18 protein-coding genes and 1 pseudogene are annotated in these 24,907 nt (G+C 60.9%); 9 read left to right on the top strand and 10 right to left on the bottom strand.

From position 1 onward, the window contains the following. Window positions 1-40: 40 nt before the first annotated feature. Entirely contained in the window at window positions 41-649 is a 609-nt protein-coding gene (leuD, locus tag AB4Z25_RS20750; RefSeq protein ID WP_112540391.1) for a 3-isopropylmalate dehydratase small subunit, read from the top strand. Between the two features lie 56 nt (window positions 650-705). On the opposite strand, the gene AB4Z25_RS20745 is transcribed toward leuD, so the two are convergent. Further along, complete coding sequence (locus tag AB4Z25_RS20745) at window positions 706-1,638, bottom strand: pyridoxal-phosphate dependent enzyme (protein WP_112540390.1); 933 nt, start codon at window positions 1,636-1,638, stop codon at window positions 706-708. Window positions 1,639-1,814: 176 nt separating this feature from the next. Between AB4Z25_RS20745 and leuB the strand changes: the two genes are divergently transcribed. From leuB to lpxE, 3 genes are all read left to right on the top strand, one after another. Then, window positions 1,815-2,927, top strand: a complete 1,113-nt coding sequence (gene leuB / locus AB4Z25_RS20740) for a 3-isopropylmalate dehydrogenase (protein WP_112540389.1) — start codon at window positions 1,815-1,817, stop codon at window positions 2,925-2,927. A 113-nt stretch (window positions 2,928-3,040) separates the two neighbouring features. Continuing rightward, window positions 3,041-3,799 carry a phosphatase PAP2 family protein gene (locus tag AB4Z25_RS20735; RefSeq protein ID WP_112540388.1) on the top strand — a complete coding sequence of 253 codons (759 nt, stop codon included), beginning with the start codon at window positions 3,041-3,043 and terminating at the stop codon, window positions 3,797-3,799. Window positions 3,800-3,880: 81 nt separating this feature from the next. Further along, entirely contained in the window at window positions 3,881-4,609 is a 729-nt protein-coding gene (lpxE, locus tag AB4Z25_RS20730) for a lipid A 1-phosphatase LpxE (protein ID WP_112540387.1), read from the top strand. A 52-nt stretch (window positions 4,610-4,661) separates the two neighbouring features. On the opposite strand, the gene AB4Z25_RS20725 is transcribed toward lpxE, so the two are convergent. From AB4Z25_RS20725 to AB4Z25_RS20705, 5 genes are all read right to left on the bottom strand, one after another. Next, window positions 4,662-6,545 carry an MFS transporter gene (locus AB4Z25_RS20725; RefSeq protein WP_112540386.1) on the bottom strand — a complete coding sequence of 628 codons (1,884 nt, stop codon included), beginning with the start codon at window positions 6,543-6,545 and terminating at the stop codon, window positions 4,662-4,664. A 181-nt stretch (window positions 6,546-6,726) separates the two neighbouring features. Then, a complete protein-coding gene (locus tag AB4Z25_RS20720; RefSeq protein WP_112540385.1) occupies window positions 6,727-7,938 on the bottom strand; it encodes an FtsX-like permease family protein in 1,212 nt (403 codons plus the stop codon). Then, window positions 7,935-8,624, bottom strand: coding sequence for an ATP-binding cassette domain-containing protein (locus AB4Z25_RS20715; RefSeq protein WP_112540384.1), 690 nt, complete (start codon window positions 8,622-8,624; stop codon window positions 7,935-7,937). The genes AB4Z25_RS20720 and AB4Z25_RS20715 overlap by 4 nt, the downstream gene beginning before the upstream one ends. Continuing rightward, window positions 8,624-9,076, bottom strand: coding sequence for a hypothetical protein (locus AB4Z25_RS20710; RefSeq protein ID WP_112540501.1), 453 nt, complete (start codon window positions 9,074-9,076; stop codon window positions 8,624-8,626). The genes AB4Z25_RS20715 and AB4Z25_RS20710 overlap by 1 nt, the downstream gene beginning before the upstream one ends. A gap of 78 nt (window positions 9,077-9,154) precedes the next feature. Continuing rightward, the gene (locus AB4Z25_RS20705; RefSeq protein WP_112540383.1) at window positions 9,155-10,909 is read right to left on the bottom strand and encodes an alkaline phosphatase; all 1,755 of its coding nucleotides are present in this window, start codon (window positions 10,907-10,909) and stop codon (window positions 9,155-9,157) included. Between the two features lie 117 nt (window positions 10,910-11,026). Between AB4Z25_RS20705 and AB4Z25_RS20700 the strand changes: the two are divergent. The 3 genes and pseudogenes from AB4Z25_RS20700 to AB4Z25_RS20690 form a co-directional block, all read left to right on the top strand. Then, window positions 11,027-11,210, top strand: a pseudogene (locus tag AB4Z25_RS20700) (hypothetical protein); the annotation flags it as partial. A gap of 111 nt (window positions 11,211-11,321) precedes the next feature. Continuing rightward, the gene (locus AB4Z25_RS20695) at window positions 11,322-12,356 is read left to right on the top strand and encodes an aspartate-semialdehyde dehydrogenase (protein WP_112540381.1); all 1,035 of its coding nucleotides are present in this window, start codon (window positions 11,322-11,324) and stop codon (window positions 12,354-12,356) included. 190 nt (window positions 12,357-12,546) lie between these two features. Next, window positions 12,547-13,371 (top strand): lytic murein transglycosylase, encoded by an 825-nt coding sequence (locus AB4Z25_RS20690; RefSeq protein WP_112385974.1) that lies wholly within the window; start codon window positions 12,547-12,549, stop codon window positions 13,369-13,371. Between the two features lie 47 nt (window positions 13,372-13,418). On the opposite strand, the gene AB4Z25_RS20685 is transcribed toward AB4Z25_RS20690, so the two are convergent. The 3 genes from AB4Z25_RS20685 to pdxY form a co-directional block, all read right to left on the bottom strand. Further along, a complete protein-coding gene (locus AB4Z25_RS20685) occupies window positions 13,419-15,011 on the bottom strand; it encodes a diguanylate cyclase (protein WP_112540379.1) in 1,593 nt (530 codons plus the stop codon). Between the two features lie 91 nt (window positions 15,012-15,102). Then, entirely contained in the window at window positions 15,103-15,744 is a 642-nt protein-coding gene (locus tag AB4Z25_RS20680; protein ID WP_112517881.1) for a carbonic anhydrase, read from the bottom strand. A 62-nt stretch (window positions 15,745-15,806) separates the two neighbouring features. Beyond that, a complete protein-coding gene (gene pdxY / locus AB4Z25_RS20675) occupies window positions 15,807-16,685 on the bottom strand; it encodes a pyridoxal kinase PdxY (protein ID WP_112540500.1) in 879 nt (292 codons plus the stop codon). A gap of 275 nt (window positions 16,686-16,960) precedes the next feature. Here pdxY and AB4Z25_RS20670 point away from each other — a divergent pair, with 275 nt between their 5' ends. Both AB4Z25_RS20670 and AB4Z25_RS20665 read left to right on the top strand, forming a co-directional pair. Further along, window positions 16,961-21,739, top strand: coding sequence for an NAD-glutamate dehydrogenase (locus tag AB4Z25_RS20670; protein ID WP_442208892.1), 4,779 nt, complete (start codon window positions 16,961-16,963; stop codon window positions 21,737-21,739). A 31-nt stretch (window positions 21,740-21,770) separates the two neighbouring features. Then, complete coding sequence (locus tag AB4Z25_RS20665; protein WP_112540375.1) at window positions 21,771-23,171, top strand: MFS transporter; 1,401 nt, start codon at window positions 21,771-21,773, stop codon at window positions 23,169-23,171. Between the two features lie 50 nt (window positions 23,172-23,221). Here the strand turns inward: AB4Z25_RS20665 and purH are convergent, their stop codons facing one another. Next, window positions 23,222-24,838, bottom strand: coding sequence for a bifunctional phosphoribosylaminoimidazolecarboxamide formyltransferase/IMP cyclohydrolase (gene purH / locus AB4Z25_RS20660; RefSeq protein WP_442208890.1), 1,617 nt, complete (start codon window positions 24,836-24,838; stop codon window positions 23,222-23,224). Window positions 24,839-24,907: the final 69 nt, after the last annotated feature.

Below are 24,907 nucleotides of genomic sequence, written 5' to 3'. Positions count from 1 at the left end.
GATCAACGAAAGTACATCCGCTGAATTTGGAGCCTAGGTCATGGATAAATTCGTGAAGCTCACCGGCGTTGCCGCGCCCTTGCCCGTCGTCAACATCGACACGGACATGATCATCCCGAAGGACTATCTGAAGACCATCAAGCGCACCGGCCTCGGTACCGGCCTCTTCGCCGAAGCCCGCTACAATGAAGACGGCTCGGAAAATGCCGATTTCGTGCTCAACAAGCCGGCTTACCGCGATGCCAAGATCCTGGTTGCCGGCGACAATTTCGGCTGTGGCTCTTCGCGCGAACACGCTCCGTGGGCGCTGCTCGACTTCGGCATCCGCTGCATCATCTCCACCAGCTTCGCCGACATTTTCTACAACAACTGCTTCAAGAACGGCATTCTGCCGATCAAGGTCAGCCAGGAAGACCTCGACAAGCTGATGGACGACGCGTCGCGCGGCTCCAACGCCATTCTGACCGTCGACCTGGAAAATCTTGAGATCACCGGCCCGGATGGCGGCTCGATAAAGTTCGATCTGGACGCGTTCAAGCGCCACTGCCTGCTGAACGGTCTCGACGATATCGGCCTGACGATGGAAAAGAGCAAGGCGATCGACAGCTTCGAAAAGCAGAACAGCGCTTCGCGCCCCTGGGCCGCCTGAGGCATCGGAAACGACGGACAAAAAAGCCGGGCTCTCGCCCGGCTTTTTCATTTTGATCAGAGAAACCGCTCTTTCCAGACCTTGAGCTTGTCGAGCGAAACGCCGATACCGCCGCAGACTTCGATCAGCGGATTTTCGAAGCGCGACAGCAGACCGGCATGCACATCGGCGACCGCAAGTGCGGCCCCGCAGGCGGGCTCGACGAGAATACGGTGCGCATCCGCAAATTTCAGGCAGGCAGCCACCGCTTGCGCGTCCGTCACCGTCACGCTTTCGATCGGGTGATGGCTGGGCAGATCGAAGACATGCTGCGCCACCTGCCGCGCACCGAGCGAATTGGCGATCGAGGTGATGGCAGGCAGAGTGATGCGCTCCTTCGCCTTCAACGCCTCATGGAAGGAGGCAGCCCCTTCGGTCTCGACGGCAATCACAGGCACATTATCAAGACCATTGCGCTTCAACCCGGCAACGATACCGGCAAGCAGGCCGCCGCCGCCGACGCTGACGACGACGCAGTCAAATTTTGCGCCTGAAGCCACAGCTTCATCGATCAGCGTTCCATGCCCTTCCCAGAGCAGCGGATGGTCGAAGGGATGAACATAGGCGGCATTCCGGGCTTCGGAGAGTTTGATCGCATAGGCATTCGCTTCATCGAAGACGGAGCCGTGAACCAGCACGGAAGCGCCGGCCGCCTCGATCAACTGCCGAACCTCCGCCGATGTCGTCTCCGGCACGACGATGGTCACGGGCACACCGAGCGCGCGCCCGGCAAAGGCCGCCGCGATCCCGGCATTGCCGCCGGACGCGCAGAAGATCTCCTTCGCACCATTCTCCACTTCATGCTGGCAAAGCCTGCTGACGCCGCGCATCTTGAAGCTTCCGGATGGCTGCAAGGCATCGAGTTTCAGCCATAGCGGCTTGCCGCTGGCGCTGTAATCGGCGGCGCTGCGCAGGAGAGGGGTGTTGAGATGCAATGGGGACGGGGACATTCTGAATTCCATTTCTTGAAACCTGACGGTCTTCTTGGCCCGGAGACAAGCAGGGGTCAACACTTCGCTGCCAGCCGATACCGCGGCAAACCGTACCGATTCGGCCTCTCCCTTGCTTGAAATGCCGATTTCCGGGGTCTAAGAAGCCGCAGCTTGTTTTTCCTTCGGAGGGTTTCATGACAGCGCGCAATCTCTTCCTGCTGCCGGGCGACGGCATTGGTCCTGAAGCCATGGGCGAAGTCCGCAAGATCATCGCCTACATGAACGAGGAGATGAAATCAGGTTTCGTAACCGACGAAGGCCTCGTCGGCGGCTCGGCCTATGACGCACATGGCCAGGCGATCTCGGAAGCCGACATGCAGAAGGCGCTCGCCGCCGATGCCGTTCTGTTCGGCGCCGTCGGCGGCCCGAAATGGGATAGCGTACCTTACGAAGTCCGTCCGGAAGCTGGCCTGCTGCGCCTGCGCAAGGATCTGGAACTCTTCGCAAACCTTCGCCCGGCGATCTGCTATCCGGCACTCGCTTCCGCTTCCTCGCTGAAGCCGGAACTGGTCGAAGGTCTCGATATCCTCATCATCCGCGAGCTGACAGGCGGCGTCTATTTCGGCGAACCGAAGGAGATCATCGATCTCGGCAACGGCCAGAAGCGCGGCATCGATACGCAGGTCTACGACACCTACGAAATCGAACGCATTGCCGGCGTGGCCTTCGAAATGGCCCGCACTCGCCAGAACCGCGTCTGCTCGATGGAAAAGCGCAACGTCATGAAGTCTGGCGTCCTCTGGAACCAGGTGGTGACGGCAACGCACAAGGAAAAATATTCGGACGTCCAGCTCGACCATATGCTGGCTGATGCCGGCGGCATGCAGCTAGTCCGCGCGCCGAAGCAGTTCGACGTCATCGTCACCGACAACCTGTTCGGCGACATGCTCTCCGACGTTGCCGCCATGCTGACAGGCTCGCTCGGCATGCTGCCGTCGGCTTCGCTCGGCGCGCCCGATGGCAAGACCGGCAAGCGCAAGGCGCTTTACGAGCCGGTTCATGGCTCGGCCCCTGACATTGCCGGCAAGGGCATCGCCAACCCGATCGCCATGATCGCCTCCTTCGCCATGTGCCTGCGTTATTCCTTCAACATGGTCACTGAAGCCGACAACCTCGAAAAAGCGATCGCCAACGTTCTCGACAAGGGCATCCGCACCGGCGACATCATGGCCGACGGCTGCAAGCAGGTCGGCACCATCGAGATGGGAGCGGCAATCCTTGCGGAATTCAAGGCGCTCTCGGCCTGATATTTCACGTGAAACGCTTTTCAAGGCCCTTCGCGCAGCCGCGCGGAGGGCTTTTTCATTGAAGCCGGCGCCTCGTCTCCCTATCTCCCCCGTGCCAACGACGAAGGGACAGAATGAGCGACACCGCCGGACCGAAGCCAGGCTGCAGGGCCTATCTGAAGAAGCGCTATGAGGCGCGGCGCACGATCCATCGGCGGGTTCCCTGGAAGGCCTTCGCGCTCTTCGCCATCAATGCCGTCGCCATCGCCTTCTTCGTTTTCGACCGGCCGCTGGGCCAAGCGGTAAAGAGCCTTTCGCCGCCGCTCGTCTCGTTTGCAGGCGACGTCACCGATATCGGCAGGCTCGCCTGGATTCTTGCCGGTCTGCTGACGATCCTGGTTACCAGCTACGTAGTCCGCCGCCGCCTCTGGAAGGTGCGAAGGCGATTCCGCATGGCCTATTTCGGCCAAATGGCCGCCTATGTCGGCCTTTCCGTCATCCTGGCCAGCGCCATCGCCAACCCGCTGAAATTCCTGATCGGCCGCGCCCGGCCGCTGCTTTACGAGCAGGAAGGCATCTTCAGCTTCACGCCCTTCAGCTGGGATTTTCTGCACCAGAGCTTTCCGTCCGGGCATTCGGCCAATATTGGCGCGCTATTCATGTCTCTGGCGCTGCTCTTTCCGCGCTTCCGGCTGGTGTTCATCGGCATCGGCCTCTGGCTCGGCGCGACGCGCGTCATCATCGGTGTCCACTATCCAAGCGACGTCGCCGCCGGATTGGCGCTCGGCGCATGGCTGGCTTTCGCGCTGTCGATGGCTTTCGCCCGTTTCGGCTTCGTCTTCTCAGTCGGCCGTGAAGGCTGGCCAATACCGCGGCTCAGCCGTCTGATCTGACAGCCTTCGTAAAAAAACTGTCGCCACCCGATGTTACCGTCGCGCCGTTCTCGATATTGATTTTTGAACGGATCGAATTGGATGCAGGCGATACTTTCTTCGCTCGACAGGCGCTGGCGGCGCAGCACCTGCCGGATGCCGCAACTACGCTGGCAGACCTGCCTGTTCATCACTTTCAATGCCGTTCTACTCTCCATGCTGCTGCTGGATGGTCCTGTCGGCGCCGGGCACGTGCCGCCCGCCATGCGCCGCCTCGGCCGTATCCTCACCGATTTCGGCACCTCGGGCTGGATCAGCATCACCAGCGCCTTTCTCTTCTTCGAAGGCCTTGCAGCCCTTCGCGTCGTCAGATCGCTGCGCACCCGCATTCAAGCACTGCAGATGTGCTGGATCGGCGCCTATCTGCTGATCTCCATCGCGCTCTCCGGCATCCTCGCCAACATCCTCAAGCGGGTGATCGGCCGCGCCCGGCCGCAGCATTTCGACGACTACGGGATATTTTCCTTCTCGCCCTTATCCGGAAATGCAGCCTTCGAAAGCTTCCCTTCGGGACATGCGACGACGATCGGCGCCTTCTTCGCCGCGCTATCGCTTCTCTTTCCCCGATACCGCGTCGTTTTCCTCGCCTGTGCGCTCTGGCTCGGCATGACCCGCGTCATGGTCAGCGCTCACTATCCGAGCGACGTGATCGCCGGACTGGCGCTCGGTGGCTGGTTCTCGTTGATGATCGCCATCGTCTTTTCGCGCTACGGCGTCCTCTTCAAGCTCGCTGACGGCTGGCCCGCTCCGAAACGGCTGCTGCGCGCATAAAAAACCCGGCGCCTTGTGAGCGCCGGGTTCTATCGTCTCAATCCATCCGGTCTTAGTCGGCGTGGATATCGCGGTTCTTGGTTTCCGGCAGGAACAGCAGGCCGATGACCAGCGTGATGCCTGCGAAGACGATCGGATACCAGAGACCGTAGTAGATATCGCCGGCAGCCGCGCTCATCGCGAAGGCTGTTGCCGGAAGCAGACCCCCGAACCAGCCATTGCCGATATGGTAGGGCAGCGACATGCCGGTGTAGCGGATACGGGTCGGGAAGAGCTCGACCAGCAGTGCTGCGATCGGGCCATAGACCATCGTCACGTAGAGCACGAGAACGAAAAGTACGGCGATCGTACCGACCCAGTTGACGCGTGCCGGATCAGCCACCATGGCGAAGGTGCCACCACCGGCGACCGTATAGACCGCCATGTCGGTGACGCCGTTCGCTTCCTCAGCCGTCAGCAGCTTGCCAGCGACCAGCTTGTCGGCAGGCATGGTTTCCTTCTCGCCGGCGCGGATCGTCTCGGCGTTCAGGTTGAGCTCCGGGTTAGCGGCGATAAAAGCATCGAGCTTGGAATCCGGAACCTTGGCAGCACCGCGGTTCAGCGGGTAACCGGCATCGTGAAGCGCAATGTTGGTGCTCTTCTCGAAAGCCGCCGTCATGCCCTTGGCCTTGTCGCCAGCAGCGATGACGTCGAAGCTAGCGATCGTGGCGTCGCCGACCTTGACCGTTGCCGGCTGTCCGGCAGGGCCGGGCACGACATCGTAAGGCACCGAATTCTTCGTCAGGAACGCCGTGGCCACGTCGCAGGAGCTGGTGAACTTCGACGTACCGGTCGGGTTGAACTGGAACTTGCAATCTGCCGGATCGGCGGTCACCGTTGCGCGGATCGAGGCCTGTGCCTCATAGAGGGCCGGATTGGCCATATAGGTCATCGCCTTGAACAGCGGCTGGTAGGTGATGGCGGCGATAAGCAGACCCGCCATGATGATCGGCTTGCGGCCGATCTTGTCGGAAAGCGAGCCGAAGACGACGAAGAACGGTGTCGCCAGGATCAGCGCGATCGCCACCATGATATTGGCCGACTGCAGATCCACCTTCAGAACGTTCTGCAGGAAGAACAGCGAATAAAACTGACCGCCGTACCAGACGACAGCCTGACCCATCGTTGCACCGAGCAGCGCGATGATGGCGATCTTGGCATTCTTCCAGGTGCCGAAGGCTTCCGTCAGCGGTGCCTTCGAACCCTTGCCCTCCGCCTTCATCTTCTGGAAGGCCGGAGATTCGTTCATCTTCAGACGAATCCAGACCGAAACGCCGAGCAGCAGAATGGAAACCAGGAACGGAATGCGCCAGCCCCAGGCCGCAAATGCCGTCGTACCGAGTATCTGCTGCACACCGATAATGACGATCAGTGACAGGAAAAGGCCGAGCGTTGCCGTCGTCTGGATCCAGGATGTGAAGTAGCCGCGGCGGCCATTCGGCGCGTGTTCCGCGACATAGGTCGCAGCACCGCCATATTCACCGCCGAGTGCCAGACCCTGCAGCAGGCGAAGCACGATCAGGATGATCGGAGCCGCGATGCCGATGGTCGCCGCACCCGGAAGGACACCGACGAGGAAGGTCGAGAAACCCATGATCAGGATCGTGACGAGAAAGGTGTATTTGCGTCCGACGAGATCGCCGAGGCGGCCGAAGACCAGAGCGCCAAACGGACGGACCAAGAAGCCTGCCGCGAAGGCAAGAAGCGTGAAGATGTTGCGCGTGGCTTCGGGATACTGGGTGAAGTAGGTGGCGCCGATATAGGTTGCGAGCGCACCATAGAGATAGAAATCATACCATTCGAAGACCGTACCGAGCGACGAGGCGAAGATGACCTTCCTTTCCTCTCCAGTCATCGGACGGGCTTTTGCGCTCTCGGCGCTTGCGATATTTGCCATTGTCTGTCCTCCACAGAATGATGAGCAGCAAGGCGCGTCCCAAACTCTCCTCAAAGTATGCCCCTGGACGCGGCTCACCTGCGAAGAGTGTGGCAGAAAAGAATTCGGATAAAGAGAGCGGCTTTGGGATTATGACTTTAGTCTAACGTGTTTGCACAGCTTCGCGTAGCAGCCTGCATTATCACGCCCTGAGGGCTTCCGCCGGAGATTGCCGGTAGGCCAGAATCGCAGGCAGCGCAGCAAGAACGGCGCCAAATGCAATCAGCAGCCCGGCGAGTATCAGGTCGGCACGCACAAAGCCCACCGGCATGACAATACCGCTGCTGGCGCTGAAGAAACCGGAGAGCAGAGATGCTGCGCAATAGCCCAGCGCAAAGCCGCCCGCGATGCCAAGGGCGATCAGCGCAAAGAACTCGCCCCAGACAATGCCGAGGATGGCCAGACGCGGCGCGCCGAACGCCCTGAGCGCTCCGATCTGGCGGCGGCGCTGACCGATATGGATGACGGTCACCAGGATCAGCGATGCGGCGACCAGCCCCTGTGCGCCGGATGCCACCGCGACCAGAATACGCTTCGCATCGCCAAGCGTTGCGTAGAGGTTGGTCAGCACTTCGCCCGGAAAGACCGCGACCGTATTGCCGCTGCGATAGTCCTGCCGCAGCTTGTAGGCATCTGCGATCGACTTCGGCTTGACGAGAACGGCGGGCAGGCCGGGCAAGTCGCCGGACCAGCGATCATCAAGCGCGTGGTCATCCGCGTGATCGTGATCTTCATCGGCGGAATCACCGGATTCAAGGCCATGGATATGCCAGACAGCCTGGATCGGCACCAGGATCGCCCGATCCCAGGCGGTCCCCGTCGGCTTCATGCGGCCGGTCACGCGATAGGCGATTTCGGTATGGGTATGACCGCCGATTTCGACTGAGCCATGCATCGGCTTGATCTCGAATCCGAGCGGCAAGCTGACCGCTGCGCCGACAACGGCTTCGTTCTCCGCGGCAAGGCCACGACCCTCGCTGAACCCGCCGGAGAGATTGTCGGGCAGGGCCAGGCTGGTGCCGGCGATCGGATAGCCGGAAAAGGAATCGCCGAAGCCGATCGGCGAAACCCAGGCGACCCGCGGATCGGCAGTCAGCTTGGAAAGTATTCGACCCGGCATCAGCGGCAAGGGCGAGGGCTGCAGGAAGACGGATGACAGCACAAGCTGAGTCTCGCTGCCGCCAGCGCCGATCACGAGATCGAACCTGTCGGCCGCCCGCGCACTGCCGAGCCGCAACGCCCGCTCCTGCAGGACGACCGCAACGCCGAGCGCTATTGCCAGGGCAATCAGCAGGACCACGACGAGGGAACCCGCCCAGAGGCGACGAAGATCGGCGGCGATGAACCGGATCATGCCGCCACCTCGTTGCTGAAGGCATCTTCAACGATGCGTCCCGAGGACAGCAACAGGCGGCGGTCCATGCGGCCTGACAGATGCGGATCATGCGACACGACGATTAGCGTGCTGCCTTCCGCAATCGCCAGATCAAGCAGCAGGTCGCCGATGATGCGGCCGGTTTCGGCATCAAGGCTGGCGGTCGGCTCGTCTGCGACGATGACGCCCGGCTTGCGCAAAAGCGCACGCGCGATCGCCACCCGCTGCATCTCGCCGCGCGACATCGTCTCGATGTTCTGATTGGGCCGTGAAAGGCCGGTCCGCATCAGCAGTTCATGCGCGCGCAGCACCATCTGAGCATCGGCGGCGCGCGACAGACGGGAGGGCAATAGAATGTTCTCGATGGCCGAAAGCCCTGGAAACAGATGAAAATCCTGCATCACGAGTCCGATGTTACCCGCTCTGAAGCGGTCGCGGTGGCTCTCGGACAAAGCGCAGATATCGTCACCGTTCCAGCGGACGGATCCGAGCGCCGCACGTTCCAACCCGGTAATGATGTTGACGAAGGTGCTCTTGCCTGAGCCGGAAGCCCCGGTCACCGCAACCCGGCTGCCGGCAGACAGCGCCAGCGTGCCAATCTCAAGCGCCGGTGCGTTGAGTCCGCTGAACGTCACCGACAGATTGCTGATCTCGAGCGCCAGCATCAGACCGCCGAATATTCGGCCTGGCGCAGGCGCAGCAGGCTGACGAAGCCGGTTTCGGGATCGGTCCACGAGCCGTATTCGAGAATGCCGCGCACTTCGATCGTCTGGCTGGGCTGCACGAAGGTCTGCTTCTCGTCGAGATAGACGACGGCGATATTGTCGGGCCAGTCGGCATCAGACGAGCAGAATGGGCAGAGCGACATCGGAATTTCCGTCAGCACGAAAAACTGCGCTTCAGCCTTCAATGGTGGCGCCATGAAGCCGCGCATGCTGATTTGCCTGCCGGCGAGCGCCTTCACCTTCTCGGAAAATTCGAGGCCGAGAACGCCGAATTTGCCATAGAGCTCATCGAAGCTGAGCGTTGCGTCGGCAGCTTCGACACATCTTGCAGACGTCAGCACCGGCAATGCCATCATCATACCGAAAAGGCTCCGGCGTGTGATCCTATGCATATCAAACTCCTTGCAAGTTCCCGGCCGCAGATCGGCGGCCGGGAAGATTACGCGGAAGAGGCGGTTCACCGCGCTCCGTCAGTTGGTCTGTTTGACACCGAGTGCAAAAGCGTCGGCGAGTACCTTGTAGACGTCGCTCTGCTCCATGTAGCCGCGGAAGCCTTCGGAGCCCGGACCATCCGACTGCAGGACGACGTCATCGACGGCGTGAACGCCGCTGTCGCCGCTCTTCGGAATGTTGCCCTGAACGAAGACGGCGCCGGGAACATCCTTGTACTGTTCGTTGGCGACATATTCCTTCTTTTCGTTCTGCACGGCAGGAACGAATGGACCGTCGAGCTTCGGGCGGAACGTCTCGTAATGGTCGGGGCCGTTATTGGCACTGAGGAAGAGGCGGCGCGTGACATCGATCTTGTCGGGATAGCCGTCGCCGTTGTCGTCGGTATAATTCGGGAAGCCCGCTTCGGCATAGGTGCCTACCTTTTCGCGCATCTCCGTGCCCGGCTTTTCGTCATCGACAGTACCGATGATCGAAACGCCATGGGTGTGGTCGCCGGTGACGACGATCAGCGTATCGGGATGGGCCTTCTGGAATTCGCGGGCAAGGCCGACGACCTTGTCGAATTCGATGGTGTCGACGACGGCGCGGTCCCAATCGAGCGGATGGGACATCTTGTCGATCGACGAACCCTCGACCATCAGGAAGAAACCGTCGGGGTTCTTGGACAGGCGATCGAGCGCGACCGTTGCCATCTCGACGAGACCCGGCTGGTTCGGGAATTTCTCGACGGTGCCCTTTTTCAGAAATTCGCGATCGAGCGTGACGTCCATGTTGCCGGTATGGAAGAGACCGAGAAGGTTGCCTTCAGCCGATGCGTTGGCTGCAAGCTCGTTCTTGTCGATGGCAAGCTTGTAGCCGGCGTCCTGGAAGAGCTTGATGTAGTCCTTGTCATCCTTGCGCTTGGAGCCCGGAACGTCCTTTCCGAGGAAATAGGCCGAACCGCCGCCGAGTACGACTTCCGGCTTCACGTCGAGAAGCATCCCGACGATATCGGCCTTGTCGTTGCGATTGCGCGTGTGGGAGACAACCGCAGCCGGTGTGGCGTCCTCGATTTCGGCGGTCGCGACAATGCCGATCGACTTCTTGGTCTGGCGGCGGATCGCTTCCGCAATCGTCTCCACGCGCGGGTCGTCGAGCGAGTCGGGCGTGCGGTCTGCATAGACGCCGATCGCGTTGACGGCTGTCTTGTGGCCCGTCATGTAGGCCGACATGGTATTGGCGGAGTCGGTGGCAACAGCGTTGGTTGCCGATGTGCCGATGAAAGCTGCCGGCGGCACATCGTCCATGTTGAGGCGGCCGTTCGCCTTACCCTCGGTCATGCCCTTAGACATGATACGGGCGGCGGTGCGGTGCGCAACGGACAGGCCGTCGCCGATCAGGAAGATGACGTTCTTGGCCTTCGGCGCGTCGCCGGTGCCGTAGACATTCCAGGTAACCGACTTCTTCTCGTCGCCGGCCGACACTTCGACCTTGTAGTCGCCGGGTGCGGCGATCGTCAGGCCACGCAGGATGACGGCGGAACCGAGTGCCTTGTCGTCCTTACCCTTTTCCAGTTCCACAAACTTAGCCTCGCCCCCGAGAACCGTCTTGTAATCCTGACCGTTGACCGTAACCTTCACGTCCTCGGGCTTTACCTGCTTGCTGAGCTCAACCTTGAAGTCAAATGGCGAACCGGCAAGAATCGTTGCGCGATCAAGCGGATAAACCGTGGTCGCCTGCGCGGCACCGGCAAGAATCGTCGTGGCCGCCAGAGCGGCAAAAATCATACGCATGGAAAACCCCCGTTTTCGTTGCAGTAAATGAACAACGGGCCGGAGATAGCCCTGGGGGATGACATGTGGATGACACAGGTATGACAATCTGCCGCACCGGCACCAGGCGCCGCCCGCAGGCGCAAAAACCTTGACTCCTGTGGAAAACGTTTTATGAGCAACGGCGGAAAAGGAATTATCCATGGTTCGCTTCGAACACGCCATTGCTGCATGCAATGACCGGGCACTGAGTGCCGGGGTGGATATTGCCGTTCCGGTTTCTTCCAAAACCAAGGCCAAAACGACGACGAAAACCGTCTGACGTCTCTGGCCTGCCGCTCTCTCCCCGGCTCGGCTGGGGACAGGAAGCCGCGATGATTTCGCGCTTTCCCCCCTCACCGGACAAGAGGAGAGAAGAGAAAGAGAGCTGAAAATGGGTTTCAAAGTAGCAGTCGCGGGAGCAACCGGAAATGTCGGCCGGGAAATGCTCAACATCCTCTCCGAGCGTGGCTTTCCGGCTGACGAAGTCGTAGCACTTGCCTCCTCGCGTTCGCAGGGCACGGAAGTCTCCTACGGCGACAGGACGCTGAAGGTCTTCAATCTCGAGAACTACGATTTCTCCGACACCGACATCTGCCTGATGTCTGCCGGCGGCGAAGTCTCCAAGAAGTGGTCGCCGAAGATCGGCCAGCAGGGCTGTGTCGTCATCGATAACTCCTCTGCCTGGCGCTATGATCAGGACGTGCCGCTGATCGTGCCGGAAGTGAACCCGGACGCCATCACCCAGTTCACCAAGCGCAACATCATTGCCAATCCGAATTGCTCGACCGCCCAGCTCGTCGTCGCGCTGAAGCCGCTGCATGATTTCGCCAAGATCAAGCGCGTCGTCGTTTCGACCTACCAGTCGGTCTCCGGCGCGGGCAAAGACGGCATGGACGAGCTCTTTAACCAGACGCGCGCAGTCTTTGTTGCCGATCCGATCGAGAACAAGAAGTTCACCAAGCGCATCGCCTTCAACGTCATTCCACATATCGATAGCTTCATGGAAGACGGCTATACGAAGGAAGAGTGGAAGGTTCTGGCCGAAACCAAGAAGATGCTTGACCCGAAGATCAAGGTGACCTGCACCGCGGTTCGCGTCCCCGTCTTCATCGGCCATTCGGAATCGGTCAACATCGAATTCGAAAACGAAATCACCGCCGATCAGGCCCGCGACATCCTGCGCGATGCACCGGGCTGCCTCGTCATCGACAAGCATGAGAACGGCGGCTACATCACGCCTTACGAATCTGCCGGTGAAGATGCGACCTTCATCTCGCGTATCCGCGAAGATGCGACGGTCGAAAACGGTCTCAACATGTGGGTCGTTTCCGACAACCTGCGCAAGGGCGCTGCTCTCAACGCCATTCAGATTGCCGAGCTGCTCGTCAATCGTGGCCTCATCAAGCCGCGCAAGCAGGCCGCCTGATACCGAATATTAACCATAGCTTGCTATCAGCCTCGCATGTCGTCAGACTTGCGGGGCTTTCTTTGAACCAGCCAGGCGGCAATCGTGCGGCAGGCGGCCAATCTCGCCAAAAGGTGATCGTGACAAAATCACCCTTGGCTGGCATTCTGCCCGGCATTCCAGCGACTGCAGATCGAGATCGGGGTTTCTCATGCGCATGACAAAATTCTTGGTGGCGGCCATCGCGGCGGTGGGCGCTTTCCATGCAGTTCCGGTGGCGGCCAACGCCGCGCAATGCGGCAATAACGGCGCCGGCTTCGATGCCTGGGTGCAGCAATTCAAGCAGGAAGCTGCAGCACAGGGCGTCAGCCAGTCGGTTCTGAGCCGCGCATTCGCCAACGTCGCCTACAATCGTCCGACGATTGCCGCCGACCGCGGCCAAAAGAGCTTCAAGCTGTCCTTCGACGCCTTCATGCAGAAGCGTGGCGGCGCGGCGATCATTTCCCGCGGTAAGGGCATGAAGCGCTCCAACCAGGCTCTCTTCACCTCGATCGAGCGCCGCTACGGCGTGCCGGCCGGCCCGCTGATCGCAATCTGGGGCATGGAAACCGGCTTCGGCAGCTATATGGGCACGCAGCACACGCTGTCAGCCGTTTCGACGCTGGCCTACGACTGCCGCCGCTCGGACTATTTCACCGACCAGCTCTATGCTGCCCTGCAGCTCGTCTCTGAAGGCTATCTGAGCCCGCAGGCGCGCGGCGCCGCACATGGCGAGATCGGCCAGACGCAGTTCCTGCCGCGCAATGTCGTCCGCTTCGGTGCCGATGGCGATGGCGATGGCCGTGTCGACATGGTCGGTTCGCGTGCCGACGCGCTGGCCTCGACCGCAAACTTCCTGAAGGGTCATGGCTGGCGGGCAGGTGCCGGTTACCAGCCGGGCGAACCGAATTTCGTCGCTATCCAGGGCTGGAACGCGGCAACCGTCTACCAGCAGGCGATCGCCTATATCGGCCAGCAGATCGACGGCGGCCAGTAAGCCACCCATTTGCAATTGAATTGAAGGCGCCGCTTGCGGCGCCTTTTTCATTTGGCCTCGGCTTTGATCGCGGTGGCCTGCGGCACCAGCGGACCCGAGACGACACGGTTACGTCCGGACGCCTTGGCGGCATAGAGCGCCATATCGGCGCGCTTGACGAGATCTTCGAAATTGTGCGTGCCGCCGCCAAGCGTCCGGCCGGCGCAGCCGAAGCTCGCAGTCACCGAAAGACACTCGCCGCCGGGAAGATCGACCATCGCAGCCTCGATGGCGGCGCGAACACCTTCGGCGATCCCTGCCGCCTCATCCGGTGACGCATCCGGCAGCAGGGCCAGAAACTCCTCGCCGCCATGCCGGACCAGAAGGTCGAAGCTGCGAAAATGCTGCTTGGCCGTTGCCGCGACATGGCGAAGCACGATGTCACCCGCATCATGCCCATGGATATCGTTGATCTTCTTGAAGTGATCGAGATCGAAAAGCACGACGGAAATCCAGCGCGAACCGCTTTCCGCCTGGGCAAAGAGTGCTGCGGCAGCCGCCTCGAATCCACGGCGATTGTAGAGACCGGTCAGGAGATCCGTCTGCGCGGCGCTTCTGAGTTCGCCAACCAGCGCCTCGCGTTCGCGTGACAGGCGCGAGATCATCCTCAACCCCTTGGTCGCCAGCGTGGCAACGACACCAGCAAGAACGAGCAGACCGCCGCAGAGAACGAGAACCAGCGTCATGTGAAGATGCGAACGCTTGGCGAGCGCCTCGCCGGTGCGGTGGATATCGGCAGCGGCTTCGCCGATCTTTCCCTTGAGAAAATCGATGCGTTCCGCCTGCGCGCGCGACCACTCGTCGCGAACGGCAGCATGCGGACGGGCCTCCCGCGTCAATATCGCGTCGGTCACGGCATCGGCACGAACCTGCGCGGGGCTCTTCAGATATTCCATGATTGCCGCAACCAGCGGCGACGAACTGTGAAACACCATATGGTCCATGCCCGCCGCCTGCATGGTTCTGCCCTGCATGAAGAGGTCGCTGGAGCGAAGGCTGTAATTGTGTTCGTTGAGGTAGCGCGTGCCGAGTGAGGTGATCAACCGCTCGGCATAATAGGTAAGCAGCACGCCCATCAACTCGTTCGACTTTCCGAGCAGCACTGGATCCTGGATGAGTGGTGAAAGCGCATCGACGACGTCGAGCTGTTTCATCGCTGCCTGCCAATAGACATAGACAGGATCGCTCCCGGCATAGAACCCGCGATCGACCGCCGCGCGGATAGAGACGATGCGGCTATAAGCCAGCGCGAGATTGGAAAGCTCGCCACCCAGGTTTCCGTCAAGCTGGTCGACCGGCGGCAGGCTACCTTTGAACTTCTGACGTTCGCTGTCGAGCTGCTGGCGGCTCTGCTGCATCGCTGCAGCGGTTTCGCTGCCTGGATGAGCGAGATACTGTCGCGTCGCGACGATCTCACCCAAAATTTCTGTCGCCGCAATCGTGCCGCCGCGCGCCAGCACGTCGGCGAAGCGGTAGTCCTTCTCAAGCGACAGATATTGATGAAATGACGAACGGACAACCAGAACGCCTTCGGCGATCATGAACATGAACGGCAGCAGGATTGCCGCCAGAATGATCTTGCTGGTTGTCTCAAATTTCATCGAAGGCCGCCGTAAGCCGGTGGTTGAGGGTGCCTGTCGATGAAATCTTAACGGGATTCCTTAAAGAACCCATAAACCTATAGGCTAAGGCCTATACTTCCGGACGGATAAAATCCCGGCTTTCCGCATCCATGACCCACAGTTCGCCGGTCGAGATATCGAACCAGGCGCCGTGCAAGGCAATCTTGCCTTCCTTCTCGAGGGCTTTGACCTCGGGGAAAGTCCGCAGATTGTTGATCGAGTTGCGGATCGATACACGCTCCAGCGCCGTCTGCCGCTCGGTCTGGGTCATGATATCGTTGCTGCCGATCTGTTCGGCAGCGTCCTTCACCAGCGACATCCAGCGGCCGATGAAGTCACCCTGAGACAGCGGCTCAGCGCTTGGATCGAGGGCAGCTCGAATGCCCCCGCAACGACCATGCCCCATCACCACGATGTCGGTCACCTTCAGCGCCTGCACGGCAAATTCCAGCGCCGCGGATGTAGCGTGAAAATGCCCGTCGGGCTCATAAGGCGGAACGAGATTGGCGACGTTGCGGATAACGAAGAGTTCGCCCGGACCGGCATCGAAGATAAGCTCCGGTGCCGCACGGGAGTCGCAACAGGCAATGACGAGTGTCGTCGGGTTCTGGCCGTTTTCCGCAAGAGTCTTGTATCGGTCGCGCGCATCTGCGTAGCGCCCGCTCATGAAGTTGCGATAACCGTCCAGAAGTGTTCCAGGAAAACGCTGCATAGGATTTCGATTAACGCTTGGTGCGCAGAAGATCAACTGCTGCAGTGCAAAATGAGTCGTTGCTATTTCTTGCGCCGCTGTGCCGGATGCAGCAAATGGCGCATCTGCACCATTGCCATAGGCGTTGCGAGGCTCGATGCGTCGCTCGCCAGCGTCAACTCGTCGCTGCCGCGCTTGACCGCCCGCGCCAGAACTTCATAGACGCTGGCCGTTGCCAGTTGCAGCGCCTTTTCATCGTCCATGCCGGAAAGCAGCCGCGACAGGAAAAGAGCCGCAAGAAGATCGCCGAGCCCGTTCGGTGGATTATCGATGAGCCTGTGCTCGGCCAGCAGCGCATGCCGGCCCGAGAGATAGAGATTGCCGGTCCCACCCGTCATCATAGGCACCGCCGACGTGACCAGCATTCGCGACGGACCCAGCGATAGCGCTGCCTCCATCACCGCCGTGTTGTCATCGAGCGGCGCGCCGGCCATCCAGGCAAGCTCGTAACGGTTCGGCGTTGCCAAAGACGCCAGCGGGATCAGGTGATCGCGGATTGCTTCGGCTGTCGCCTGTGGAACGTAGAGACCGCCGAGATCGCCCATCACCGGATCGCAGACATAGAGCAGATCGGGATTGTCCTGGCGCAGTGCGCCGATCAGCCGGGCGACGGATTTGGCCTGTGCGGCATTGCCGAAATAGCCTGTCAGCACTGCCTTCACTTCGCCGATCCAGGGCGCCCTGATCAGGTCGTCGATCGCCGCATCGAAATCGGCCTCGGCAAATGTCAGCCGCGTCGAGCGCCCGTGACCGGGATGCCATGGAAGCACGACCGTCGGCAGAGCCCAGACCTGGTGTCCCAGTGTCTCCAGCGCAAAGACCGCGGCACGGTTGCCGACCGAACCACGCACGACATGGCTTGAAATGACGATGACCGTTCCGGCGGCGGTATTTTCTGGCATGATGATAGCCCTGAACCTGATGCGCAGTTGATCCACTTTTTACGGCACGCCTGTCAACCATTGTTCATCTCTGCATGGAAAGGTCGCGAAGCAGCAGTCCAAAGTCGGCCGCAAACAATATTAGTCGAATCGAATAGGCGGAGATTCTTCCGAATTCTGACAAAAACAGGGGCCAGAACGAACGAAAGCTGCCATCAAGCGGCCTCTTTTAGAGATTTTTTCGGCAAATCTTCTGATATTTTGCACCAAATCGAACAGATCGGGGAACATCTGAAATGGCCGCCAGACACAATCCGAAACGCGAGAAACAGATCGAGAGCGCAAAAAAGATTGCTGCCGCCACCGGCGACAAGCATCTGCAGCCCGAAATTCTGTTCGGCCGCGCCAGCGGGGATGATCTCGATCTCTATACGCCCGAAATGCTCGCTCTCTCTGCCATCCACTCGGCGCGCGAGTTGAAGGCCTGGAACGGCAAGACGCCCCGCGTCAGCATCGAGACAGTTGCCGACGTCGAGCCGTCAGGCGTTCCGGTCTCCATTCTGACGGTCACCGACCACAATATGCCGTTCCTCTATGAATCGGTCATGGGCGAGGTCACCAGCACCTATCGCGATCTCTACATGGCGGTGCATCCAATTCTAGTGCTGGAAGACGGCAAGGAGCCGGGGCTTTATTCCGCCGACGAGCCAAGTGATCCGGCCTCGCGCGTCAGCCACATCCAGATCCACCTGTCGCCGCTGACATCGGCGCAGTCCTCCGATCTGCAGAAGCGCATCAAAACCGTTCTCGAACAGGTGCAGCAGGCAGTTTCCGACTGGAAACCGATGCTCTCGAAACTCGACACCGCCATCGATGAGCTCCGGGAATATAGCGCCAGCCGCAAGAAAGCCGATCGCGACGAAGCGCTCGCCTTTCTGACATGGCTGCGCGACGAGAACTTCACCTTCCTCGGCATGCGCGAATACGTCTATTCGGGCAAGGGCGCCGGCGCCAAGGTGGAGCGCGACAAGGGTACCGGCCTCGGCATTCTCTCCAATCCCGACGTTCTGGTTCTGCGCACCGGCAAGGACGCGGTGACGACCACGCCCGAGATCCTGGCCTTCCTTGATGGCCCGGAATTTCTGATCGTCACCAAGGCCAACGTCAAATCGGTGGTCCACCGCCGCGCCTATATGGATTACGTCGGCGTCAAGCGCTTCGACAAGAATGGCAACGTCACCGGCGAACTTCGTATCGTCGGCCTGTTCACGTCGACAGCCTACACATCCTGGGCGTCGGAAATCCCACTGCTGCGATCGAAGATCGCCAAGGTGAAAGAGCATTTCGGCTTCGATCCGATGAGCCATTCCGGCCGCATGCTCGACAACACACTGGAATCCTACCCGCGCGACGATCTCTTCCAGATCGATACGACGCTGCTGTCGAGCTTTGCCGAGCAGATCAACGACCTCGCTGACCGGCCGCGTGTCCGCGTTCTGCCGCGCATCGACCATTTCGACCGTTTCGTCTCCGTCATCGTCTACGTCCCGCGCGAGGAATATGACTCGATCGTCCGCGAGAAGATCGGCACCTATCTGAAGACCATCTATGACGGCCGCGTCTCTGCTTATTATCCGGCTTTCCCGGAAGGCGGCGTGGCACGCGTCCATTTCATCATCGGCCGCTCCGGCGGCAAGACGCCACGCATTCCGCAGGCAAAGCTGGAAGAGGCCATCCGGGCGATCACCGCCCGCTGGGACAACCGCTTCGAAATGCTGGCGGGACCGAAGGCGCCGAAAATCGGCGTCAGCAATGCCTTCCAGGAGGCTTTCACGCCTGACGAAGCGGCTGGTGACCTTGCCGATATCACCGCTTGCGCGGGCGGCGAGCCGATCCGCATCGAATTCTACTACCGCAACGACGACGAGCGCGGCAGCATCCTGTCGCTGAAGATCTTTCACTGCGGTGAGCAGCTACCGCTGTCCCGCCGTGTGCCGCTTCTTGAAAATCTCGGCTTCAACGTCCTCAGCGAGCGCACCTTCGACATCGAAGTAACGGCTGCCGACGACGCGATCAACATCGTCGTCCTGCACGACATGGAGCTCGAGGCCCGCAGCGGCAACGCGATCGACCTCCCGCGCTTTGGCGCGGCGCTGGAAGACGCCTTCGTTGCCGCCTTCAATGGCACGATCGACAATGACAGCTTCAACCGGCTGATCCTCTCCGCCGGGCTTTCGGCACGCGAGACCAATGTGCTGCGCGCCTATTCGCGCTACCTGCGCCAGGCTGGCATTGCCTATTCGCAGGATTATATTGCCGCGACGCTCGACAAATATCCGGACATCGCCGCCGCCACCTTCCGCCTCTTCCATGAGGCAATGGACCCGGCGCTGGCCGAGAAGCCGCGTCTCAAGAAGCTGGGCGATCTGCATCAGTCGATCGAAGCATCGCTGGCCGATGTCCCGAGCCTCGACGACGACCGCATCCTGCGCCGCTATATCAACGTCGTCGACGCGACGCTGCGCACCAACTATTTCCAGCGCAACGAGGATGGCTCGCCGAAGGCGATGCTCGCGTTCAAGCTCGACCCGCATCTCGTCGACGGCTTGCCGCAGCCGTTGCCCTTCCGCGAAGTCTTCGTCTACGGCGTCGAGGTCGAAGGCGTCCACTTGCGCTTCGGCAAGGTCGCCCGTGGCGGTCTCCGATGGTCGGACCGTGCCGAAGACTACCGCACCGAAGTGCTTGGCCTAGTGAAAGCCCAGCAGGTCAAGAACGCCGTCATCGTCCCCGTCGGCGCCAAGGGCGGCTTCTATCCAAAGAAACTGCCTGCAGGCGGCACACGCGACGAGATCTTCAACGCGGGGCGCGAAGCCTACAAGACCTATATCCGCACGCTGCTGTCGATCACCGACAACATCTCGGGCGCCGACATCGTGCCGCCGGCCAAGACGGTGCGCATCGACGGCGACGATCCCTATTTCGTCGTCGCCGCCGACAAGGGCACGGCCACCTTTTCCGACACCGCCAACGCGCTGGCGCAGGAGGCCGGCTTCTGGCTCGACGACGCCTTTGCGTCGGGCGGTTCGGCAGGCTACGACCACAAGAAGATGGGCATTACCGCCCGCGGCGCCTGGGAGACCGTCAAGCGCCACTTCCGCGAGATGGATATCGACATCCAGACAACGCCCTTTACCGTTGCTGGCGTCGGCGACATGTCCGGCGACGTCTTCGGCAACGGCATGCTGCTCTCGCCGAAAATTCGCCTGCTCGCCGCCTTCGACCACCGCGATATCTTCATCGATCCAGATCCGGATATGGACAAGACGCTGGCCGAACGCCAGCGGCTCTTCAATCTCGCGCGCTCCAGCTGGCAGGACTTCGACAAGTCGGTGCTCTCCAAGGGTGCAATGATCATTTCGCGCGCCGCGAAGTCCGTAACGCTGACTGCAGAGGCGGCTACCGCAATCGGCATCGACAAGACGGTCGCGACACCGTTCGAGATCATGACTGCCATCCTGAAGAGCCCGGTCGATCTGCTGTGGTTCGGCGGCATTGGCACCTATGTGAAGGCCGCGGCCGAAACCGATACGGAAGTCGGTGACCGCGCCAACGACCCGATCCGCATCATTGCCGACGATGTCCGCGCTAAGGTCATCGGCGAGGGCGCCAATCTCGGCGTCACCCAGAAGGGCCGCATCTCCTACGGCATGAAGGGTGGCCGCAGCAATTCCGACGCCATCGACAACTCCGCCGGCGTCAACACCTCGGACGTCGAGGTCAACATCAAGATCGCGCTGGCAAATGCCATGCATGACGGCCGCCTGACGCGCCCGAAGCGCGACCAGCTGCTGTCATCGATGACCGATGAAGTCGCAAGCCTCGTTCTGCGCAACAACTATCTCCAGTCGCTGGCGATCTCGTTGACGGAACGCAAGGGAACCGGCAACGGCCTGGAGCTCGCCCGCTTCATGACCGTGCTCGAATCTGCCAAGCAGCTGAACCGCAAGGTGGAGACGCTGCCTGACGACGCGACGCTTGCCGAGCGTTATGCGGCCAACAAGCCGCTAACCCGCCCGGAAATCGGCGTTCTGCTATCCTACGCCAAGATCGTTCTCTTCGACGCCCTGATCATCAGCGATCTGCCCGATGATCCCTATTTTGCCTCGACGCTGTCGAACTACTTCCCGGCGAAGATGCAGAAGACCAACGGCTCCGACATCACCAGCCACCGGCTGAAGCGTGAAATCGTCGCCACCGTGCTCGCCAACGAGGCGATCAATCGCGGCGGCCCGGCCTTTGCCGTCAGCATGGTCGATGCGACAGCCGCTTCTGCGGCCGAAGTCGTCCGCGCTGCGATCATCGCCCGCGACGGTTTCGACCTCAATCGCCTCTGGAGCGAAACGGACGCGCTCGACGGCAAGATTTCCGGCCAGACGCAGAACCGCGTCTACGACGAAATCAGCCAGAGCTTCACCGTTCTGACCCGGCTGATGCTGAAAACGGGCATGGCCAAGGGTGACATCGCCGAAACGGTTAGCCGGCTGCAGGCTGCCCTCAAGAAACTGAAGCCATCGTTCCCGGCGCAGGCTCCTGTCGAGTTCGAAGCACGCCAGACGGAGTATCAGGAAGCAGGCCTTCCGGAGAAACTGGCAGCCGACATTACCGGCCTGCCGGGTTTTGCGCTCGTGCCCGAAATCATGCAGATTGCCGAACGCACCGGCGAGCCGCTGGCACGTGCTGCGGAAAGCTACTTCGCCGTCTCGCAGACCTTCCGGATCGGCAGGCTGCTTGCCGCGGGCGGGCGCATCGTCACCTCGGACCACTATGAAAATCTGGCACTTGCGCGCAGCATCGACCAGATAGCCAGCGCCCGCCGCGACATCGTCATCTCCGCACTCTCGGATCACGGCAAGGAAAAGCTGCCGGTTCAGGCATGGCATGCGGTCGATCGCATCAGGATCAATCGCATCACCGAAGAACTCTCCAGTCTCAGCGATAGCGGCGAGCCGAATCTCGCACGCATCACCGTCGCCGCGGGCCTTCTGACCGATCTTGCGCGCGACCGGACGAGGTGACACAGTCCGCCGCGACAATGGGAGCGGATGCGTGAGCAGAATTGACTGGACGGGAGACGGAACTCCGGCGCCGCAGAAAGCGCCGGGGAGGGGCATCTGGGGCTGGATGTTTTTCGATTGGGCGGCCCAGCCGTTCTTCACAGTCGTCACCACCTTCATCTTTGGTCCTTACTTTGTCTCCCGGTTGACCTCTGATCCCGTCCATGCGCAGGCGATGTGGAGCAACACCGCGACGATCTCGTCGGTGATCATCGCGGTCCTGTCGCCGATCCTGGGCTCGATTGCCGATCAATCCGGCGCCCGCAAACCCTGGATCGCATTCTTCGCGGTTATCAAGATCACCGCGCTCTTCGGCCTCTGGTTTGCGGCTCCCGGCTCGCCCGTCATCTATCCCATCATCTTCATGATTCTGGCCTCGATCGCCGCCGAATTCTCGATCGTCTTCAACGATTCGATGATGCCGCGGCTAGTGAGCAAGGATGAGGTCGGCCGCTTGTCCAACACTGCCTGGGGCCTTGGCTATCTCGGCGGGATGATCGTGCTGATCGCAGTCGTCGCTCTACTGGCTGGTAGCCTGGAGACCGGCAAGACGTTGCTGGGGATGGATCCGCTGTTTGGCCTCGATGCCCACACTGGCGAAGACGCCCGCATCACCGGGCCGATCTCGGCCGTCTGGTATCTGGTCTTCATCATTCCGATGTTTCTTTTCACGCCCGATGCGCCCAAGGGCGTTCCGCTCGGACGTGCGGTGAAAACAGGCTTTGCCGAGCTCCGCAACACGATCGGCGAGCTTAAGCACCGGAAGGGCATCCTGAAGTTCCTGATCGCACGGATGATCTACCAGGACGGCGTCAATGGTCTGCTGATCCTCGGCGGCACCTTCGCCGCCGGCATGTTCGGTTGGGCCACCATCGAGATCGGCCTTTACGGCATCATCCTCAACGTCGTCGCGATCTTCGGCTGTATCATAGCCGGGCGCGTCGATCAGCGGATCGGCTCGAAAGTGACGATCGTCATCAGCCTGACGATGCTGCTGCTTGCCACGATCGGCATCATTTCCACCGGGCCGGGCTACACGCTCTTCGGCGTGATCGAGCTGCCGGTCGCCGACTCAGGCGGATTTTTCGGCACCGCCGCCGAGAAGGCCTATATTCTCTACGGCCTTCTGATCGGTCTTGCCTTCGGCCCGGTTCAGGCCTCGTCGCGATCCTATCTCGCCCGCAGCGTCAGCGTCGAGGAGGCCGGTCGCTATTTCGGGATCTACGCGCTCTCAGGGCGCGCGACGAGCTTCATGGCGACGCTGCTTTTCTCGATCGTCACCTATTCCAGCGGTTCTGCCAGGCTCGGCATGGCAACGCTGATAATTTTCCTGCTGGGCGGCCTGATCCTTCTCTTTGCCACGCCATATCCGGCCGATAAGCAGAAAGCCTGAACGAAAAACCCCGGCGCAAGGCCGGGGTCTTTCAAATCAGATAACCGGTCTCAATGGCGGAAGTGCCGCATCCCGGTAAACACCATCGCGACATTGTGCTCGTTTGCCGCGTCGATGACCTCCTGGTCACGCATAGAACCGCCAGGCTGAATCACCGCAGTGGCACCTGCCGCAATCATCGACAGCAGGCCGTCGGCAAACGGAAGGAAAGCCTCCGAGGCAACTGCAGAGCCATGCGTCATCGGAACGGCAAGACCGAGCGCCTTGGCGGCCTCTTCAGCCTTCAGCGCAGCGATACGGGCAGAATCGAGGCGGCTCATCTGGCCGGCACCGATACCCGCGGTCTGGCCGTTCTTGGCGTAGACGACGGCATTCGATTTCACATGCTTGCCGACCTTGAATGCAAACTTCATGTCCTCGAGCTCCTGAGCCGTCGGCGCACGCTTGGTGACCACCTTGAGCTCGAGGTCCTCGACCATGCCATTGTCGCGGCTCTGGACGAGAAGACCGCCGGAAACGGTCTTCGCCGTGAGGCCGGCAACGCGCGGATCGGGCAATCCGCCGGCCGAAAGCAGGCGCAGATTCGGCTTGCGAGCAACGATTGCCTTGGCTTCCTCGGTCACATCAGGCGCGATGATGACTTCGGTGAAGAGCTTGATGATCTCTTCCGCCGTCGCCGCATCCAGCGTCTGGTTCAGCGCGATGATACCGCCGAAAGCCGAGACGGAATCGCAGGCAAGCGCCCGGCTGTAGGCCTCGACGAGGCTTGACCCCGTGGCGACGCCGCAGGGATTGGCATGCTTGATGATGGCGCAGGCGGGAGACTTCTCCGGCAGGAACTCGGAAACGAGCTCATAGGCGGCATCGGTATCGTTGATGTTGTTGTAGGAGAGCTGCTTGCCCTGGATCAGCGCCGCCGTCGAAACGCCCGGGCGCTGTTCGCCGGTAACGTAGAAGGCGGCCTTCTGATGCGGGTTTTCACCGTAGCGCATCTCTTCCTTCAGCACGCCGCCGATCACGCGATGGCGCGGCGTATCGATCGATAGAGCTTCGGCGAACCAGTTCGAGATCATCGCGTCATAGGCGGCCGTGCGGGCATAGGCCTTTGCGGCCATGCGCTGGCGGAAAGCATAGCTCGTCTGCCCGGCATCCTCGGCAAGCTGCTGCAGCAGCTCGGCATAGTCGGATGGATCGGTGAGGATGGTCACATAGGCATGGTTCTTTGCCGAAGCGCGGATCATCGCCGGGCCACCAATGTCAATATTCTCGACCGTCGTCGGATAGTCGCCGCCGGCAGCGCGGACTTCCTCGAACGGATATAGGTTGATAACGGCGATATCGATGCCTTCGATGCCGTGCTTTTTCATCGCGTCCTGATGCTCGGCGTCGTCGCGAATGGCAAGCAGGCCGCCATGAACCGTCGGATGGAGCGTCTTGACGCGGCCGTCCATGATTTCCGGAAAACCGGTAACTTCGGAAACGTCGGTCACAGCAAGGCCCGCCGCGGCGATAGCCTTATGCGTACCGCCGGTGGACAGCAGGCGAACACCTTTGTCGGACAGCGCCTTGGCAAGCTCGACAATACCCGTCTTGTCGGAGACGGATAGCAGCGCGGTCTTGACCTTGACCTTGTCGGGGGCGGGGATTTTCTTGGAAATGACGGCCATGAACCTTCTCCGTTCGGCGTTCGGGAGACATCCGGCGAGGGACGTATAGGACTATGGCGCCGCGTTAGC

The organism is Rhizobium sp. RAF36 (assembly GCF_052114105.1).
Classification (GTDB): domain Bacteria; phylum Pseudomonadota; class Alphaproteobacteria; order Rhizobiales; family Rhizobiaceae; genus Rhizobium.
Note: the sequence above shows the minus strand (reverse complement) of the source record. Positions and strands in the feature narration are given on the sequence as shown.

Excerpts from the sequence above, each read along its gene's own strand:
- AB4Z25_RS20720 (WP_112540385.1), bottom strand. The coding sequence starts at position 7,938 with ATGATCCGGTTCATCGCCGCCGATCTTCGTCGCCTCTGGGCGGGTTCC.
- purH (WP_442208890.1), bottom strand. The coding sequence starts at position 24,838 with ATGGCCGTCATTTCCAAGAAAATCCCCGCCCCCGACAAGGTCAAGGTC.
- AB4Z25_RS20685 (WP_112540379.1), bottom strand. The coding sequence starts at position 15,011 with ATGAAATTTGAGACAACCAGCAAGATCATTCTGGCGGCAATCCTGCTG.
- AB4Z25_RS20745 (WP_112540390.1), bottom strand. The coding sequence starts at position 1,638 with ATGTCCCCGTCCCCATTGCATCTCAACACCCCTCTCCTGCGCAGCGCC.
- AB4Z25_RS20735 (WP_112540388.1), top strand. The coding sequence starts at position 3,041 with ATGAGCGACACCGCCGGACCGAAGCCAGGCTGCAGGGCCTATCTGAAG.
- AB4Z25_RS20715 (WP_112540384.1), bottom strand. The coding sequence starts at position 8,624 with ATGCTGGCGCTCGAGATCAGCAATCTGTCGGTGACGTTCAGCGGACTC.
- leuD (WP_112540391.1), top strand. The coding sequence starts at position 41 with ATGGATAAATTCGTGAAGCTCACCGGCGTTGCCGCGCCCTTGCCCGTC.
- AB4Z25_RS20670 (WP_442208892.1), top strand. The coding sequence starts at position 16,961 with ATGGCCGCCAGACACAATCCGAAACGCGAGAAACAGATCGAGAGCGCA.
- pdxY (WP_112540500.1), bottom strand. The coding sequence starts at position 16,685 with ATGCCAGAAAATACCGCCGCCGGAACGGTCATCGTCATTTCAAGCCAT.
- AB4Z25_RS20710 (WP_112540501.1), bottom strand. The coding sequence starts at position 9,076 with ATGCATAGGATCACACGCCGGAGCCTTTTCGGTATGATGATGGCATTG.
- AB4Z25_RS20690 (WP_112385974.1), top strand. The coding sequence starts at position 12,547 with ATGCGCATGACAAAATTCTTGGTGGCGGCCATCGCGGCGGTGGGCGCT.
- AB4Z25_RS20705 (WP_112540383.1), bottom strand. The coding sequence starts at position 10,909 with ATGCGTATGATTTTTGCCGCTCTGGCGGCCACGACGATTCTTGCCGGT.
- lpxE (WP_112540387.1), top strand. The coding sequence starts at position 3,881 with ATGCAGGCGATACTTTCTTCGCTCGACAGGCGCTGGCGGCGCAGCACC.
- leuB (WP_112540389.1), top strand. The coding sequence starts at position 1,815 with ATGACAGCGCGCAATCTCTTCCTGCTGCCGGGCGACGGCATTGGTCCT.
- AB4Z25_RS20725 (WP_112540386.1), bottom strand. The coding sequence starts at position 6,545 with ATGGCAAATATCGCAAGCGCCGAGAGCGCAAAAGCCCGTCCGATGACT.
- AB4Z25_RS20695 (WP_112540381.1), top strand. The coding sequence starts at position 11,322 with ATGGGTTTCAAAGTAGCAGTCGCGGGAGCAACCGGAAATGTCGGCCGG.
- AB4Z25_RS20680 (WP_112517881.1), bottom strand. The coding sequence starts at position 15,744 with ATGCAGCGTTTTCCTGGAACACTTCTGGACGGTTATCGCAACTTCATG.